This is a genomic window from Cobetia sp. MC34 (assembly GCF_018340035.1).
GTDB classification, from domain to species: Bacteria; Pseudomonadota; Gammaproteobacteria; order Pseudomonadales; family Halomonadaceae; genus Cobetia; species Cobetia amphilecti.
In genome coordinates, this window is record NZ_JADPPY010000005.1 from 35,366 (window position 1) to 53,546 (window position 18,181).

Below are 18,181 nucleotides of genomic sequence, written 5' to 3' on the forward strand. Positions count from 1 at the left end.
TGCGCACCAATCAAGTGCAGAGACTGCACGCATTGGAGAATCACTGCCTATCCTGTCGGCTTTTCTGCCGCTGATGGTGTCTGTTTATCGCCAGGTGGCGTGAAGCCGGATTGGCGGTATTCAGCGTACGCAATGTCTCTCAACCAGGCGCTGTCGGCTGACGGAACTGATACACACAACCACCACACCGCGTCCCAAAATCTTGCAAGAACTCGATTATTACATCTGTCTCAGGTAATTGATTCTATTGGGATTTTCTTGTCATGAAGGCTTGCTGCGTGAACGAGGCAGACCAGTGTCACGGTGGCTTGCCCAGCATATGGCAGGGCTGAATCGCTCCGTATTGCCCTGAGAGGAAGCACGCGCAGCTTGCGGCGTTATTAAGGTGACAAATGGCGACGCTGTGAGACATCCGGGGTGTCGCTTCGTCGATCTCGCGCCCTGCACCAGCCTGGATGAGGTTGCGTGGTCAGGAAAAGGCTATTCACCACCTGCATCCGGCTACTCAACATTTCGATTGTCCCGCGACCAAGTGACTCTCTACTGTTAGAACGATCCTGCGTGTCTGCCTCGACAGCCGCGCCGGATCGCCACAACAACAATCAAACTACACAAGCAAAGGGATGCTCATGACCCGTCAGAATGCCCTCCAGTCTTTCTTGCCCAAGAAGACCCTGTGTGCGCTGATCGGCAGCGCGACATTGGCCATGGCGGCTCCGGCAATGGCCGAAGACGTCACCCTGCGCATGGCCTACGACGCTGACCCCGTGACCCTCGATATCCACGAGCAGCTCTCCGGCGGCACCCTGCAGCTGTCGCACATGGTCTACGACCCGCTGATTCGCTGGAACAAGGACCTCGGCTTCGATGGCCGCCTGGCCAAGAGCTGGGAGCGTGTCGATGACAACACCATGCGCTTCCACCTGCGCGAAGGCGTCAAGTTCCACTCCGGCAATGACTTCTCCGCCAAGGATGTGGTCTGGACCATCGAGCGCCTCAAGAAGAGTGCTGACTTCAAGGCGATCTTGGCACCCTTCACCGACGTCAAGGCCGTCGATGACTACACCGTGGATCTGGTAACCGACAAGCCGTTCCCGCTGGTGCTGAATGCCGCCACCTATATCTTCCCGATGGACAGCGCGTTCTATTCCGGTGAGACCGAAGACGGCAAGGCCATGGATGAGATCGCCAAGGCGGCCAACACCTTCGCCTCACGTAACGAGTCCGGCACCGGCCCCTACAAGGTCGCGGACCGTCAGCAGGGCGTGAAGATCAGTTTCGAGCGCTTCGAGGATTACTGGGATACCGAATCGCCGGGTAACGTCGATGACATCGTGCTGACACCGATCAAGGAAAACGCCACGCGTGTCGCGGCGCTGCTCTCCGGCGACATGGACTTCATCGCGCCGGTACCGCCGACCGACCTGGAACGCATTCGCAAGCAGGATGGCGTGCACCTGGTCGAGATGGGCGGCACCCGCATCATCACCTTCCAGATGAACCAGGAGCGTGTCGAAGCCTTCAAGGACAAGCGCGTCCGTCAGGCCGTCAACTACGCCATCAATCAGGAAGGCATCGCCCAGAAGCTGATGAAAGGCTTCGCGACCCCCGCCGCCCAGATGTCGCCGGATGGCTATCAGGGCCACAATCCTGAGCTTACGCCGCGCTATGACGTGGCCAAGGCCAAGGAGCTGATGAAGGAAGCCGGATACGAGGATGGCTTCGAGATCAGCATGATGGCGCCCAACAACCGCTATGTGAACGACGCCAAGATCGCCCAGGCCGTGGCCTCGATGCTGGCCAGGATCAACATCACGGTGGACCTGAAGACCCTGCCCAAGGCCCAGTACTGGCCGGAATATGATGCGCGCGCCGCCGACATGATGATGATCGGCTGGCACTCGGACACCGAAGACAGTGCCAACTTCTTCGAATTCCTGACCTTCTGCCCGGATGCCGACAGCGGTGTCGGTCAGTACAACTCCGGCAACTACTGCAATCCGGACGTCGACAAGATGGTCACCGAGGCCAACCTGGAGACCGACACCGAGAAGCGCGCCAAGATGCTGCAGGCCGCCGAGAAAGCCGTCTACGACGATGCCGGTTTCGTGCCGCTGCACTGGCAGAACCTGGCCTGGGGCGCGCGTGATGGCGTCAACATCGAGCCGGTGCTGAACGTGATGAACTTCCCGTACCTGGGGGATCTGGTTATCGACCAGGAGTGATCCCGCCGCGTGAGTGAGGGACAGGCACTGAACCGCCTTGCATCGTTCAGCGCCATGTTCCTGGCCACGCACCCCTCGCGACAGGCAAGTCAGGCAACCGGAGATAGCCTAAGCGAACTCTCTGGTTGCCCTGCTGACCTGAACGCGACGACTTACCCCCGCCTGTTCTTCCCCCTTGGTCATCGCCTCTCGGTGATGGGTTGGGGAGCCTGTGCCCGATGGCAGGCCAGCGACAGGCGGGATACCTGACACCCAGCGTGATCGGCCAGCATGGATAGGGCCGACACGCGCGAGACCGTGATGTTCACGAGGAAGGTGGCGATCCATGATTGCCTTTCTGATCAAACGCCTGATGCACGCCGTACTGGTCATGTTCGTGATCAGCATCATCAGCTTCGCCATCCAGGACAACCTGGGCGACCCGCTGCGCGAGATGACCGGCCAGGCCGTGTCGGAAGCCCAGCGTGAAGTCATGCGCGATGAAATGGGCCTCAACGACCCCTTCATCACCCAATATCTGCGTTTTGCCGGCAATGCCCTGCAGGGCGATCTCGGCAACTCGTACTTCTACAAGCAGCCAGCGACCGAGGTGATTCTCAAGCACCTGCCCGCCACGCTGGAACTGGTGATGGCCTCGAGCCTGATCATCATCCTGCTCTCGGCGCCCATCGGGGTGTTCGCGGCGATTCGCCCGCGCAACTGGCTGTCACGCCTGTTCATGGGTACCTCGATCATCGGTATCTCGGTGCCGGTCTTCCTGACCGCCATCGTGTTGATCCAGCTGTTCGCGATCGGCGTGACGGTGGACTGGTTCCCCAGCGACACCACCTGGGGCAGTGTCGTGAACGGCATGCTGTCCACCGATGGCGGCATGCCCTCCTACGGACGTGGTGAGCTGGTACACGTCGCGGGCACCTGGTCGAGCGGCTTCTTCACAGCCGACGGCCTCTGGCACCTGGTGCTGCCGGCCATCTCGCTGGCCTCGATCATGCTGCCGCTGTTCATCCGCCTGATTCGTGCCGAGATGATGGAAGTGCTGCAGTCGGACTACATCAAGTTCGCGCGCGCCAAGGGCATCGGCCTCAAGCGTATCTACTTCCTGCACGCACTGAAGAACACCATGCTGCCGGTGATCACCGTCGGCGGCGTGCAGATCGGCACCATGGTCGCCTACACCATCCTGACCGAGACCGTCTTCCAGTGGCCGGGCATGGGCCTGATGTTCCTCGAGGCCATCACCCGTTCCGATATCCCGCTGATCGTGGCCTACCTGATGATGGTCGGTGTGATCTTCGTGATCACCAACACCCTCGTCGATCTGATCTACGGACTGGTCAACCCCACCGTCAAGCTTGCGGGGAAACCGGCATGAGCCAATCAAATACCCAATCGAGCAATGCGCCCGTCACCCCGAAGACCAGCTCCATCGTGGTCCCCGGACGTTGGCAGCGTTTCCGTGAGTCCTATCTGGTCTACAGCTTCAAGCGTGACTGGATGGCTCAGGCCTGTCTTCTAGTGTTCATCGCCATGGTGCTCGGGGCCTTCCTCGCGCCGTGGATCGCCCCGGCCGACCCCTATGACCTGGCCAGTATCGACATCATGAACTCGGAACTGCCGCCGGCGTGGATGGCGGGCGGCGATCCGGCCTTCCTGCTGGGCACCGATGCCCAGGGGCGTGATCTTCTCTCCACCATCCTCTACGGCACGCGCGTGTCGCTGTTGATCGGCTTCGGCGCGGTCATCCTGCAGGCACTGCTCGGCGTGACCTTCGGGCTGCTGGCGGGCTACCTGGGCGGGCGTATCGATGCCTTCCTGATGCGCATGGCCGATATCCAACTGTCGTTCTCGACCCTGATGGTGGCCATCGTGGTGGGCGCCATCATCAAGGCGACCTTCGGCGGCGCCGCCTTCTCGGACTATGCGCTGATCCTGTTGATCCTGATCATCGGGCTGGCGGAATGGCCGCAGTATGCGCGTACCGTCCGCGCCTCGGTGCTGGCGGAGAAGAACAAGGAATACGTCGATGCCGCGCGGGTGATGGGCTTCCGCTCCCGTCGCATCATGTTCCGTCACATCCTGCCCAACACCCTGTCGCCGATCTTCGTCATCTCCACGGTGCAGATCGCCAACGCGATCATCTCGGAGGCGGCGCTGTCCTTCCTCGGTCTCGGCATGCCGGAGACCCAGCCGTCGCTGGGGTCACTGATCAAGTCCGGCTTCGACTACCTGCAATCAGGCAGCTGGTGGATCACGCTGATCCCCGGTGGCGTGCTGATCGTGCTGGTCCTGGTCATCAATCTGCTGGGCGACTGGCTGCGTGATGTCATGAACCCGCGTCTCTACAAGGGCTGAAGCCGAGAGGAGTCAAGACAATGGCACTACTTGAAGTCAACAACCTCGACGTCCGCTTCGCCATGCGAGGCGGTGAGGTGCGCGCCCTGCGCGACGTCAGTTTCACCCTGGAACGCGGTGAGCGTCTGGGGATCGTCGGTGAATCAGGGGCCGGCAAGTCGGTCGCGGCCTTCACCATCCTGAATCTGATCGCCAAGCCCGGCTACATCGCCGGCGGCGAAATCAAGTTCGATGGCGAAGTGCTCAACACCCTCAAGCCCAAGGCGATGCAGTCGATTCGCGGCAACCGCATCTCGATGATCTTCCAGGATCCGATGATGACGCTCAATCCGGTGCTGACCATCGGCGAGCAGATGATCGAGTGCCTGAAGGCGCACCGTCGCATCTCGCGCAAGGATGCGCGCGCCATCGCCCTGCACAAGCTCAATCAGGTCTTCATTCCCTCACCGGAAAAACGCCTCGATCAGTACCCCCATGAGCTGTCCGGCGGCATGCGTCAGCGCATCATCATCGCCATTGCGCTGCTACTGGACCCGGACATCATCGTCGCCGATGAGCCGACCACCGCGCTGGATGTGACCATCCAGGCCGAGATCATGGAGCTGTTGCTGCTGCTGTGCGAGAAGCACAACGTCGGACTGATCCTGATCACCCACGACCTGGGCGTGGTCAGCCAGGTCACCCAGCGCACCCTGGTGATGTATGCCGGGCGCGTCATCGAACAGGGGCCGACCCGCGAGATCATCAATGATGCTCAGCACCCCTACACCCAAGGGCTGATCAACGCCCTGCCCCAGATGGCCACTCCGGGCAGCCGTCTGAACCAGATTCGTGGCTCGATGCCGACCCTGACCAAGATTCCGGCCGGCTGCGCCTTCAATCCGCGCTGTGATTTCGCGGCGAATATCTGCCTCGAGAAGGTGCCGGCCTTTGCTCATTCCGGCAACTGCAAGGTGGCCTGTCATATGGTCGATGCCATGGTTGCCGGCGAGCGCTGGACCCCGATCATCACCGATGCCAACGGCAATGGCGCCACACCCACTGACAACCACCGCACGGAGGTGAACGCATGAGCGCGGCAATTCTGAAGGACGCTCAGTCCTCCTCCCAGGCCTCCCCCCCTATGGATAGCGCCGAGCTTGGCGAAACCCTGGTGGAAATTCGTGATCTCGAGAAGCGCTTCTCGTTGTCCGGCGACTTTCTCGAACAGCTGACCTTCGAGAAAGGACGCCTGCGTCGCAAGCAGGAATACGTGCACGCCATCAATGGCGTCACACTGGACGTCAAACGCGGTGAGGCGCTGTGCGTGGTCGGGGAATCCGGCTGTGGCAAGTCGACGGTCGCGCGCACGGTGATGGGGCTGCTCAAGCCCAGCGGTGGCGAGGTTCGTTTTGACGGCACCCGCATAGACAATATGGCCCCGCGGGACCTGCTGCCCTACCGCCGTCGCATGCAGATGATCTTCCAGAATCCCTATGCGTCGCTGAACCCGCGCATGACCATCCAGCAGACGCTGGAGGAGCCGCTGCGCTTCCATCAGCCGACGCTCAAGGATGGCGAGGTGCGCGACAAGATCGAGGAGGTGATGCGCTCGGTGGGCATCGACCCGGACTGGGGCAAGCGCTTCGCCCACGAATTCTCCGGCGGCCAGCGTCAGCGTATCTCGATCGCCCGCGCGCTGGCGGTGGACCCGGAATTCATCGTCGCCGATGAGCCGATCTCGGCGCTGGACGTGTCGATCCAGGCGCAGGTGCTCAACCTGATGATGGAGGCGCAGGAGCAACGCAACCTGACGTATCTGTTCATCACCCACGACCTGGCCGTGGTCGAGCACTTCGGCACCCGTGTCGCGGTGATGTATCTGGGCACGCTGTGCGAGCTGGCGGACACCCGTTCACTGTTCGCCCGCCCGCGTCACCCCTACACCCAGGCATTGATGTCGGCGATCCCGCGGCTGCACGATGACAAGCCCAATCACATTCGCCTCGAGGGTGAGGTGCCGACGCCGGTCAATCTGCCTTCGGGCTGTGTCTTCCATGGCCGTTGTCCGCATGCCAATCAGCGTTGCCGCACGGAGATTCCGCGCCTGATCGCCACGGACACCGGTCAGGTCGCCTGCCACGCCGTGGAAGAAGGCCGCATCGACTGATGTGATGGCAGTGACGAAAGTGATGACGGCGATGTGATGGGCGCCATCGATCATTGTGTTTCCGGCCCCAAGCAAGGAAAGACCGCGCAAGGTTGCCATTGTCATCGGCAACCTTGCGTCTTGCGCTCATTGACGATTGCATCTCGCGTTTTGTGTGGGCAAGATTTCGCACATCCGCTACTGACCAACAGGTCAATTGGCGCCATTGCCCACGATGCTTAGAAGAAGATTCAGCGTGGCACCGGGCCCCGATGACGCATCCCCAAGATACTCTGGTGTGACACGTCCGAAGAGATGTGCGCCCGACCTCCTGACATGGCCTGTTCCCAGGCCGACGAGGCACTCCGATTACATGGAAATTCGCTGGCTCGAAGATTTCATCGTTCTGGCTCAGACCCGACATTTCTCGCGGGCGGCCGATGCACAGAATGTCTCTCAGCCCACCTTTTCCCGCCGCATCAAGTTGCTGGAAGAGGAGATGGGCACCACCTTGATCAATCGTCAGACCCTGCCGCTGTCGCTGACTCCCGCCGGAGACGAGTTTCTCCAGCTGTGCGAGCAGATCACCGAGCGCGTGCGCATCACACGCGAACGCCTGCAGGACATGGCCCAGCAGCAAGCCAGCAAGATATCGCTGGGGGCACCGCAGTCTCTGGTGTCCCACTTCCTGCCTGATTGGCTTGATCAGCTTCAGCTGCGTGAACAGGTGCTGCCCTATCTGCGTGCCACCGGCTGGCTGGCGGCCGACTACTTCCACGGGCTGGATCGCGGCGAATGTGATCTGGCGCTGTGCTATTGGCCCCAGGCACGTGTGGACCTGGGCTTTGAGCTGGACAGTTACCAATACCTGGTAGTCGGCGAAGAAACCTTCATCCCGCTGTGCGCGCCCGGCGCGGATGGCAATCCGCGTCATCAGTTGCCGGGCACGCGGCGCAATCCGCTGCCGTTCATCAGCCCGCACCCGCGCGCCGTCGTCGCCACCTCGCTGATGGCGCATCTCGCTCAGGTCCCGATTCAGGCACATCTGGTCACCATGAACGAGAATATCCAGGCGGCTAACATCAAGGCGCTGGTATTGCAGGGCTATGGCATCGGGTGGTTGCCGCAGCGGCTGGCCGCAGAGGAAATCGCCAGCGGCAAGCTGGTGCGTGCTGGTGACCCGCGCTGGGATCTTGGCCTGCATATCCGCCTGTATCGCCCGCGTGTGCCGCGCCACGACAGTGTCAGTGAACTCTGGCACCAGCTGGAAGCAAATTTCTCGTGAGCCATCCGGGCATGAGGGGCGATGGCTCAGCGGCACTCTTCTCTCTCCTTCATCCCCTCATTCTCCACCACACCACGCCATTGACGCTCACTTCTCCATGTCAGGCGTGACGACCGTTTGCAAGGAAACATGATGTCCGACAGCCAGCTCAACGACCCGACCATCACCCACGCCGCGGCACACCGCGCCCATCTGGCGGCGCTGCAAACAGGCTACGAAGTCGCCATGCAGCAGCACGATCTGGACGCCATCGTGCTGCACAGTGGCAAGCCGAAGCGGCATTTCGCCGATGATCAGGATGCAAGCTTCAAGTCGCATGCTCATTTTCTGCATTGGGTGCCGATGGCGGGTCTCAGCGATAGCTGGCTGGTGATTCGTCCGGGCGAGCGTCCGACGCTTTACCTCTATGCCCCCGATGACTTCTGGCATCTGTCACCCAGCCTGCCGACGTCAGACACTGCGCCCTGGGCCGAGCAGTTCGAGATCGTCCATCTGCGCAAGCCGACACTGCCACAGCGTCCCGAGGGCCGCGTGGCGCTGCTCGGCGAGATCGCCGAGCTTCAGCCGCAGGTGGTTAGCGAACTTGAGGCACTGCCCAACCCGGTCGGCCTGGTGCGCCAGCTCGACGAGGGGCGCGTCTGCAAGAGCGAATTCGAGATCGCCTGTCTTAAAGAAGCCAGCCTGCGCGCCGCGCGTGGCCATCTGGCTGCCCGTCGTACCTTCATGGAAGGCGGTGCGGAGCTCGATATCCAGTTGGCCTATCTTGGCGCGTCTCGCCAACGGGAAACGGATGTGCCTTACGGCAATATCGTGGGTCTCAATGCGCATGCCGCGGTTCTGCATTACCAGCATTATGGTTTGCAGGCTCCTGCTGCCCGTCACAGCCTGCTGGTGGATGCCGGCGCCAGCGTGCACGGCTATGCCTCTGACATCACGCGCAGCTGGGCGGGCGACGATGCGCTGCCGCTGTATCGCGCCCTGATCGAGGGTGTGGAGGCGCTGCAGAAGCGTCTGATCGCCAGCCTTGCGCCTGGGGTGGACTACGTCGATCTGCACCTCGAGATGCATCGCGAGCTGGGTGAGCTGCTGTGGGAACTGGGCGTGGTGTCGCTGCCCGCCGAAGATCAGGTTGCACAAGGGATCACGGCAGCCTTCTGCCCGCATGGTCTCGGGCACCTCCTGGGACTGCAGGTCCATGATGTGGCGGGCCGCATACCTGATCACACCACCGGCGATATCCGTCATCCGCCGCAAGGTCACCCGATGCTGCGCCTGACGCGTGTGCTCGAGACCGGCATGGCCATCACCATCGAACCGGGTTGCTACATCATCCCCATGTTGCTGGAGCCGCTGCGCAACGATGCACGCGGTGAGCATATCGACTGGAAGCTGGTCGAGGCTTTGGCACCGCATGGTGGTGTGCGTATCGAGGACAATCTGGTCATTACCGCAGAGGGTGCCCTCAATCTGACACGAAGCCCGGCGACAGGTCTGTAATCAGGCCTGTCACAACACTGTCTGGGGCTCTCGCTGTGACGCTTGTCGTCACATGCCTGTCTTACGCCGCCATGGGCCCTATGCCGATGGCGGCTTTTTTGTCGCGTATCCCGATGCAGCGTATTCGAGCGCTAGGCCAACAATGAGATCCAGGGCGGGCTAGCGCCCTTGGCGTCGATGCGTATGCTGCACTGCGACTAGCGATTGGCGTCGCCAAGTGAAATGATGCCAACGACACCCGTGTAGAAATTCCTGTCAGATCTTGCTGCAGGCCACCGCCATCAAGGGCATGCCCATCACCCGATCACCAACGTCATCGCCCTGGCCTGCCACTGGAGCTACCTCACATGCCGCACTCCATCTTCACGTCAGAGTTTCGCCCTGCCCTTGGCCTGCGCAATCGCCATGTCCAGACCTTGTTGCCCCGCCTTCTGCCCCGCGCGCCCCTGAGTCGTCGCACCGAGATTCTCAATCTTCCCGATGGTGACTTCGTCGAGCTCGCCTGGGTCATCAGTGACGGTCATGAAAAGCGTGAGCGTACGACGGCCTTGAGCGAGGATGCGCCTCTGTTCGTTCTGTTTCATGGACTTGAGGGTGACTTGAGCTCGCCCTACGCCCGTGAGCTGCTCAATGCAGCCGCCCGGATGGGCTGGCGACCGGTGATGATGCATTTCCGTGGCTGTGGGCAATCCCCCAACCGCCTGCCGCGCGCCTATCACAGCGGAGATACTGCAGACGCCTATTGGGTGCTCGGCGAGCTCGGGCGCCGCTATCCGCACGCCATCAAGGTCGCCTGTGGCGTATCGCTGGGCGCCAACATGCTGCTCAAGCTGGTGGCTGAGCAAGGCGGTGATGGTCTGGACCTGGCTGGCGCGATCGCCATCAGCGCCCCACTGGACCTAGCGGCCAGCGCGGATGTGCTCAATCAGGGCTTCTCGCGCCTTTACCAGCGCCATCTGCTCAAGGGCTTGAAGGCCAAGGTGGCAGCGAAGCTTGCCAATGGCCCACTACCCATCTCGATCGGAGCGCATCAGCTGACCCAGCTCAACAGTTTCTGGGCTTATGACAACGAAGTCACCGCGCCTTTGCATGGCTTCACCTCGGCGAGTGATTACTACACGCGCTCCTCGGCGGGCCGTCTGCTGAGCGAGATCGAACTGCCGACACTGATACTGCAATCGCTGGATGACCCCTTTATGCCACGCGATCTGTTCGCACGCTTCCACCAACCCTCCGAGGCCGTGCGTATCGAGCTCAGTGAGCGCGGTGGGCATGTCGGCTTTGTTGAGTGGCGCCGTGGGCGACTGAGCTCCTGGCTTGCTCGCCGTGTCAGTCAGCAGCTGGAGGCCTGGAGCGGGCTACCCAAGCCGCAAGCACAGGCCGAGGTGCACAGCGAAGCGCACTGAGCTATCTGTACTGAGCTACCTGCATTGAACCAGCTGCATCGAACTGGTGGGGTTGACCGCTACTCAGGCACCAATACGCATTCCCCTCCCTGATTATATTTTGTCCTTGGGGCATTTCTTGCCTCTTTTTGCTTCTTCCACCCTTGCTCGCCTTCCCACCCTCAGATCCGGTGGGAAGTCCTGAGTCTACTCTGACTACTACCGTATGCCCTGTTGGGATGGTTGAATTTAGCACATTAAACATGATAACGGTATACATGATGAGTGTTATGGGTGACACGGATCACTGTCACGATTCAGTGAGAATGGTAGACTGCGCGCCCATCCTACGTTCAAGACTCTACTGGCCTGATAATGAACCTGATTTTTCGCCTGGTGCTCGGCATCGTGGCTGGCATACTGCTGGGACAATGGGCTCCCGAATCCCTGGTTCGCGCCTTGCTGACCTTCAAGGTGCTGTTCGGTGAACTGCTGGAATACGCCATTCCGCTGATCATCCTGTTCTTCATCATGAGCGGGATCGCACGCCTCGAGCGCTCCTCGGGCCGTCTGCTGACCATGACCATCGTGCTGGCCTATACCTCGACGACGCTGGCAGGGCTGTTGGCAGGTATCGTCGGGCTGGAGGTCGTGCCGCATATCGTGCAACAGGACCAGCTGCCGGTCAGTCATGCCGTCAAGCACTTGAGCCCCTACTTCACGCTGGATATTCCACCACTGACCGATATCAGCACCGCACTGGTGACGGCCTTCCTGTTCGGTATCGGCATTTCCGCCACCGAGCATGACGGCATGCGTCAGCTGGCCGACGGTGGGCGTGACATCGTCGAGCGCTTCATCGCCAAGGTGTTGATTCCTGCCCTGCCGTTCTATATCGCCGGCCTGTTCTGCGAAATGACGATCGCGGGCACGGTCGCCAATACCCTCAAGAGCTTCGGCATGATCCTGCTGCTGGCGCTGACCTTGCATTGGCTGTGGCTGAGCTTGCTCTACGTCACCAGCGGCACCAGCACCGGTCGCTCGCCCATGAAGGCGCTGGCCCACATGCTGCCCGCCTACTTCACCGCCGCCGGTACCATGTCTTCCGCGGCCACGATTCCGGTTACCGTGCGCCAGATGCACCTCAATCACATCTCGCCGTCCGTGGCGAGCTTTGCGGTGCCGTTGCTGGCCACCATCCACATGTGCGGCAGTGCCATCACCTTGACCGTATGCGCCATTGGCGTGATGCTGGTCACTCCCTCCCTGGCAACGCCCGAGCTCACCACCCTGCTGCCGTTCATCGCCGCGCTGGGGGTTACAATCATTGCCGCGCCCGGCTCGCCCGGCGGGGCCGCGATGACCTCGGTGGGCGTATTGCAGAGCCTGCTGGGCTTCGACGCCGCCGCCGTCGGCTTGATGATGGCGCTGTATCTGGCGCAGGACAGCTTCGGTACGGCGTGCAATGTCACCGGCGATGGCGCCCTGGTGCAGTGGATCGATCGCTTTGCGGAAGCCGAGCAGGACCGACAGCGATACCGCTGACACTGTGCCTCGCTGCTCATGACCGACAGCGTTTTCTGACAAAAGCTGTTCCTGACCAAAAGCTGCTCCAGACAGAAAAGCCTCATGGCGACCGTGAACTTCGCGGCGACCATGAGGCTTTCGTGTTTCTCAGCGGTAATCTTTCAGCACAGTCTCATGGCAGCCATATCCTGCCTGCCTGCCATTACATCAGTACCAGGCTGTCAGCCGATGGGACAGCTGATTCCCGTGCCTTTCAGACCGCAGTAGCCGCCCGGATTCTTGGCCAGATACTGCTGGTGATATTCCTCGGCGTAGTAGAACTCGCGCAGCGGTGCCACCTCTGTGGTGATACGGCCGAGACCCGACTGGTCCAGCGCCTGCTGGTAGTCGGCCATGCTCTTCTCGACGATGGCGCGCTGGTCTTCGCGGGTGTAATAGATCGCGCTGCGGTACTGATTGCCGATGTCATTGCCCTGACGCATGCCCTGTGTCGGGTCATGGGCCTCGAAGCTGGCCCGCAGGATCTCCGGCAACCCGATCACCGTCGGATCAAAGATCACACGCACGACCTCGGTGTGGCCTGTCTTGCCGGTGCAGGTCTCTTCATAGGTTGGGTTCGGTGTATGGCCACCGGCATAACCGACCGCCGTCACCTTGACGCCCGGCAGCTGCCAGAAGAGGCGCTCGGCTCCCCAGAAGCAGCCCAGCCCCAGCACGATCTCCTCACACTCACTGTCGAAGGGCGGTACAATCGAGCGGCCATTGACGTGATGAACGCCGCTGATGCGTACCGCTTCACTGCGCCCTGGCAAGCTGTCCTGCGCTGAAGGAATGGTCTGCTTATCTTCCGTTATCCACATGGCGGACTCTCTCCTGTGTCGCGTCGTGCAATCGTGTATAGGTTCAATGATGTCATCTCTGCCCCCCAATATCTGCCCCTGCCAGCCCAATAGTACTGAGGCGCGACGCTACGTCGATTGCTGTCAGCCGATTCATGCTGACATCACCCGCGCCGAACGCCCCGAGCAATTGATGCGCGCCCGCTACAGTGCCTTCTGCCTGTCGCTGAGCGATTTCCTGATCGACAGCTGGGACCCGGCCCATTGCCCGGCACGCGCCGATCTCGAAGGTGCTGGCCCCCTGTGGCTGGCATTGGAGATTCTGGACAGCGGACAAGACGCCGATACCGGCATGGTACGCTTTCATGCCACCTTCTTCGAGCAGGGAAAGTTCCAGCAATTGCAGGAACTTAGCCGCTTTCATCACGATGGCCATCACTGGCGTTATGTCGACGGTGATGCCGAGTGGCAGACACTGACGCCGGGGCGCAACAGCCTGTGTCCCTGTGGCAGCGGCAAGAAGATCAAGCGTTGCTGCACTGCGTGACCGTCAGCGTCTTGTGCTGACGCGCGTGCGCTTGAGCTCTCGAGCATAAGCGAAACTAGCACCTCTGAAATGCCCCCTCCATAACGAGACAGCCCCCACCGAACCTGTCGATGGGGGCTGAACCTGTGGCAATCAATTGGCCTGACGTGTCATCTGTCCTTGCCGACTCTGGGCGCCAGCTCGCTGCGGCCCAGCGAGAAGCTGTAGAGCAGGTCCACGGCCTGCGCCGTGCCGGACACCGCTTCGGCATACAGGTTGCGGAACAGCTTGTAGCGCAGCGTCAGCTCCGCGATCGGCGAGAACAGCCCGACGCCGTAGCTGAGCTTCAGGTCCGGAGCGATATAGCCACTGACCACCACCTGGCTGTCATCCCCGCTGCCAGAGCTGTCCAGGCTCAGGTCACGCACGCCGAAGGTTTCCCCGATCTGGCCGACCACCTGGCCACTTTGCGCCAGTGACATGCCGATCAAGGCGGACGTGACCGCACTGTCACTGCTGGTGTCGCTGTCCAGGCCTTCACCGCGCAGCAGATAACTCAGTGCCGAGGACTCATCCATCGACGGGTCCGAGAAGATCTCGACGCTGGGTGACGAGGCAAGTCCCGTCACACGCACCCCTGCGGTCACGTCGTCCTCAGTGTTGTCAGGATCACGGATCGCCTCGATATTCAGACGCGGGCTCGAGGGCGGTCCGGCCAGCAAGACCTGCCCCTTGCTGATCTGCAGGTCCTGCCCGAAGCTCTTGTAGGTTCCGTCGACCAGATTGACCTCACCGAAGACCTGCACGCCGCCCTTGGACTGGCGCACATCGAGATCGCCTCTGAGCTTGGTCTTGAGCCCCATCGCCTCCAGGCGCGCATCCGGCCCGATATGGATGCCGATACGCACATCCAGCGCCATGCCGGCTTCGTTGAGCGCCTTGGCGGTATCGCTGCCATCGGCAAGCTCGGCCGGGTTGGAGGTGTCCTCATCACTGGGACGCTCGATGATGATGGTGTCACTGGAGGGTGACACGGCAGACGGCGGCACCTGGTCCACTTCGATGCGTGTCCACGGCACCTTGACGTCCCCCCGCAGCTTGAGCAGCGTGGGGCTGGCATTGATCTCGAGATCCGGCGCGACGCGCATGCGGCCGATCCCGGCGATATGCAGCTCGAGTGGATTCTTCGCGCCGTCGAGGTTCAATGACGCCGTCCAGTCCTCAAGCGTCGGCCACGCCGCCTCGCCATCGATGCCCCAGCGCGCATCATTGCCCACCAGATAGCCATCGATATCGGCACTGTTGCCATCGAAGTCGACGGTGAATTGGGCATCCGACAGCGACACCGGCAGGCCTTCGCCCTGCACCTTGACGCCGGTCAGCGCGATCGGCCCGGTCATCGACGGCAGGCTCAGGTTGCCGCCGACCTCGACGTCACCCGCCAGCTTGCCTTCCAGCTGGGTCATGCCCGCCACCAGCGGACGATACGGCGAGAGGTCGATGTCGCGGATGGCCAGCGAGCCATCCAGCTGGCCTGCGCCCGCCGGGTCGAGGACCGACACGGTGAGACCGATGCCGCCAGCGCTGTCGAGGCGAATCTGGGTATCGAGATCGGCCTTGTCGGGCGTGGCTTCCAACGCCAGTTGCAGGGTGGTCTCCGGCAGAGACCAGGCATTGCCGTCGGCGTCTTCGCCGGCCAGCGTCAACTTGCCCGCCAGCTCCGCGTCAGCATTCCAGCGTTGGCCACCCTGCTTCCAGCTTGCCGTGATCTTGCCGCCCGTGGCACCGCCGATGGTCCAGCTCTCCGGCATGGCGCTCTGGGCCATGTCCAGCGGAATCCCCTCGAGAGTCACCATGGCCTGGCCGTCATTGCCCGCGCTCAAGGGCTCGGCGACACAGATCTGGCCACCCTGTTCACGACTCAGGCAGAACGGCTGCACCAGCACGCTGCCCTTGGCGAGATTGGCATCGAAGCTCGCCGGCGTGTCGAAGTTGAAGTCCCCGAAGTCGGTATTCGCCGTCAGCGGAGACAGCGCACCACGATAATGCTCACGCGCCTTGTCGAGCCCACCCTTGAGGGTCAGCCCCAGACGAGAAAGCGGCATTTCACCGGCCATCTCGGTATCGAACTGCAGGGTGTGATCGCTCAGGAAGCCTCCCAGCGTCAGCGCGACTGTCGCGATCTGCTGTCCGCCAGCTCTGACATCATCGGCATTCAGGGCGATATCCAGTGCCGGGTCATCAATCCCCCGCTTGCGAGCATCGACCCCGGCTGACAGCGCCATGTCGGAGATACGGTTCTCACCGATCTGCAGGCGCCGTGCGGTGAAGTTGCTCGCCAGCTGAGGCTTGTCGAGCGTGCCCGAGGCATCGATCTTGCCCTTGAGCTCACCCGCGATATCCGGCATCAGGGTCGAGAGCGCCGGGAAATCGATGTTGGCCGCCAGGGTGATGGTCTTGGCAATCTTGCCATTGGCGCTCAGACGGTTCTGGCCCTGACGCAGCTCCAGCGCGTTGACGTCCCACTGCATGTCGGCATTGCCTGAAAGCTTGCCGGTCAGCGTGAGCGGACGCTCGAGCAAGGTGCCATGGATATCCAGCTTGCTGACATCGACGGCCCACGGTCCTTGCTGCGGCTGTTGGAAGCTGGCCACGAGATTGCCACTCAGCTCACCACGCACGGCTTTCTGACCGCCCCCGGTCGGGGCCGGCAGCAAGTCTTCGGGATGCAGCTTGTCGAGGGCCAGCTCGGCGGCGACCCTAATACCTTCCTGCCAGTGAATCTCGCCACGGGTGGTGGCGGAGCCACGCTTGAGGGCGATCTTGAGCGGCTGCCAGCGGTAATGCGCGAGATCGCCGTCGCCTGCCAATGACAAGGTAGCGCGCGGAATGTCACGCCCCTCGATGATGGCATCCAGCGTGGTCGTATACCCCGACAGTGAGCCCTTGGCGACCAGCGCCAGATTCTCGACGCTATAGTCAGGCGTGAAGGAGGCAGCGGCAGCGGTGCCAGACGTATTCTTGCCATCCTTGGCTTGGGTCGCTGTCTGAGCGCCTTTCTGCGCATCAGCGGAGGTGTCATCAGAGGCATCAGTGACGGCAGCAAAGGGCCAGGTGATCCGCTCGGAGCTCAGGCGCGCCTCGAAGGGCAGATCGCTGTCCAGTACATCCGCGCTGGCCACGAGTTCAGCGGCCAGCGGACCGTCGGCCTTGAGAGAGGCTTCAAGATCCGCCAGCGAGCCTTCCAGAGACAGGCGCAGCTTTTCATGACGCACGGGGTCAATCAGGGCCTCGGCATTGAGCGTGGCGCTCAGGGGATACTCGTCCTTCAAGGTGACCTGCACCACGAGATCGGCGTTCACGTCGCGGGAGTCGACCTCGAGACGCGAGAGCGTGATGTCATGCCCTTCCGCCTTGAGCGCCAGCGACAGGCGGCTGACCTCATACGGGCTTGGCCCCTCGAGTGCAAAGTCTTCGATGGCGAGGTCGGGAACCTCGATGGTCAGCGGAATATAGACTTCCGGCAAGGCGAGGCGTCCGGCCTGTGCTGTCTGATCCGTGGTTTTAGCGGCAGTCTTGCCAGACACTTCTGCGGCGTCATCCGTGATGGCCTTGGCGGCGCTCTCAGCTTGAGGCGCCACGACCTGAGTGTGGACCACTGCGCTCGCCGCTTGCTGAGCCTCAGGCGTGATGCTCACACCCTCGAGACTGACGGCATCTGACGTCGTTTGAGCCGCGGTGGCATCGGCCGGAATAAAACGACTGGTGATCAGGCGTGTCTCGCCCAGCGTCAGCGTACTCACTGACAGCGCGGCCGAGGTATGGAAGTGATCGAAGGTGACGCGACTGCCATCCGCCAGCGCCAGGGCGAAGTCATCAATGGCGACCTTGCGCACCTCGATGGGAATCGGCACCACGATGGGCACGTTGAGGCTCTCACCGCTCTCCGCTTCCGGCTCAGTGCTGGCACCGCTTTCGCTCAGGGTGATCGCGAGACCACTGGACTCCAGCGACTCGAGACACAGCTTGCCCTTGAGCAGACAGTCCTCGCCCCAGGCCAGCGACAGGGAATCGGCATTGACGGTCAGCCCCGGCAGATCCAGCGAGACGTCCTTGAGCGACAGTGCTTCCAGCGGTGAGCCGGAGGCCTGGGAATAATCGATGAAGCCACGCGAGCGCGCCTGATCGAGCACCAGCCCGGTGCCCCACGGGGACAGCACGCCCCCGACCAGCAGCATCGTCAGCCCGATCAGGAACACGAGCAGCCATATCAGCAACCGGATGACCAGGCCGCCCCGACGTACATAGGGATTAGACAATTCCAACATCTCCATATCTTTTTTATCAGCTCACTCGCTCAGCTGATGGTCCTTTGCTGGCGCTTGATCCGCACGACACTCGTTTTAGAGACGCGGCC

General features: G+C 61.8%; 12 protein-coding genes. 10 read left to right on the forward strand and 2 right to left on the reverse strand.

Features of this window, described 5'->3' with window-relative positions; translation table 11 throughout:
* Positions 1-629: 629 nt before the first annotated feature.
* The 9 genes from IZU87_RS04240 to IZU87_RS04280 all read left to right on the forward strand — a co-directional run bounded on the left by IZU87_RS04240 (position 630) and on the right by IZU87_RS04280 (position 12,417).
* The gene (locus IZU87_RS04240) at positions 630-2,225 is read left to right on the forward strand and encodes an ABC transporter substrate-binding protein (RefSeq protein ID WP_213113780.1); all 1,596 of its coding nucleotides are present in this window, start codon (positions 630-632) and stop codon (positions 2,223-2,225) included.
* A gap of 325 nt (positions 2,226-2,550) precedes the next feature.
* Complete coding sequence (locus IZU87_RS04245) at positions 2,551-3,597, forward strand: ABC transporter permease (protein ID WP_213113781.1); 1,047 nt, start codon at positions 2,551-2,553, stop codon at positions 3,595-3,597.
* Entirely contained in the window at positions 3,594-4,577 is a 984-nt protein-coding gene (locus tag IZU87_RS04250) for an ABC transporter permease (RefSeq protein WP_052384673.1), read from the forward strand. Before IZU87_RS04245 ends, IZU87_RS04250 begins: the two co-directional genes overlap by 4 nt.
* A gap of 20 nt (positions 4,578-4,597) precedes the next feature.
* The gene (locus tag IZU87_RS04255; RefSeq protein ID WP_213113782.1) at positions 4,598-5,650 is read left to right on the forward strand and encodes an ABC transporter ATP-binding protein; all 1,053 of its coding nucleotides are present in this window, start codon (positions 4,598-4,600) and stop codon (positions 5,648-5,650) included.
* A 50-nt stretch (positions 5,651-5,700) separates the two neighbouring features.
* The gene (locus IZU87_RS04260) at positions 5,701-6,726 is read left to right on the forward strand and encodes an ABC transporter ATP-binding protein (protein WP_213113848.1); all 1,026 of its coding nucleotides are present in this window, start codon (positions 5,701-5,703) and stop codon (positions 6,724-6,726) included.
* A 352-nt stretch (positions 6,727-7,078) separates the two neighbouring features.
* The gene (locus tag IZU87_RS04265; protein ID WP_213113783.1) at positions 7,079-7,990 is read left to right on the forward strand and encodes a LysR family transcriptional regulator; all 912 of its coding nucleotides are present in this window, start codon (positions 7,079-7,081) and stop codon (positions 7,988-7,990) included.
* A gap of 132 nt (positions 7,991-8,122) precedes the next feature.
* Entirely contained in the window at positions 8,123-9,487 is a 1,365-nt protein-coding gene (pepQ, locus tag IZU87_RS04270) for a Xaa-Pro dipeptidase (protein ID WP_213113784.1), read from the forward strand.
* Positions 9,488-9,834: 347 nt separating this feature from the next.
* The gene (locus IZU87_RS04275) at positions 9,835-10,893 is read left to right on the forward strand and encodes a hydrolase (protein ID WP_213113785.1); all 1,059 of its coding nucleotides are present in this window, start codon (positions 9,835-9,837) and stop codon (positions 10,891-10,893) included.
* Positions 10,894-11,247: 354 nt separating this feature from the next.
* On the forward strand, positions 11,248-12,417 hold the full coding sequence (locus IZU87_RS04280) for a dicarboxylate/amino acid:cation symporter (RefSeq protein WP_213113786.1): 1,170 nt from the start codon (positions 11,248-11,250) through the stop codon (positions 12,415-12,417).
* Positions 12,418-12,620: 203 nt separating this feature from the next.
* Here IZU87_RS04280 and msrA read toward each other — a convergent pair whose 3' ends face one another.
* Positions 12,621-13,259 carry a peptide-methionine (S)-S-oxide reductase MsrA gene (gene msrA, locus IZU87_RS04285; RefSeq protein WP_175088765.1) on the reverse strand — a complete coding sequence of 213 codons (639 nt, stop codon included), beginning with the start codon at positions 13,257-13,259 and terminating at the stop codon, positions 12,621-12,623.
* Positions 13,260-13,308: 49 nt separating this feature from the next.
* Between msrA and IZU87_RS04290 the strand changes: the two genes are divergently transcribed.
* Complete coding sequence (locus IZU87_RS04290; protein WP_213113787.1) at positions 13,309-13,785, forward strand: YchJ family protein; 477 nt, start codon at positions 13,309-13,311, stop codon at positions 13,783-13,785.
* 149 nt (positions 13,786-13,934) lie between these two features.
* Here the strand turns inward: IZU87_RS04290 and tamB are convergent, their stop codons facing one another.
* Positions 13,935-18,092 carry an autotransporter assembly complex protein TamB gene (tamB, locus tag IZU87_RS04295; protein ID WP_213113788.1) on the reverse strand — a complete coding sequence of 1,386 codons (4,158 nt, stop codon included), beginning with the start codon at positions 18,090-18,092 and terminating at the stop codon, positions 13,935-13,937.
* Positions 18,093-18,181 lie beyond the last annotated feature (89 nt).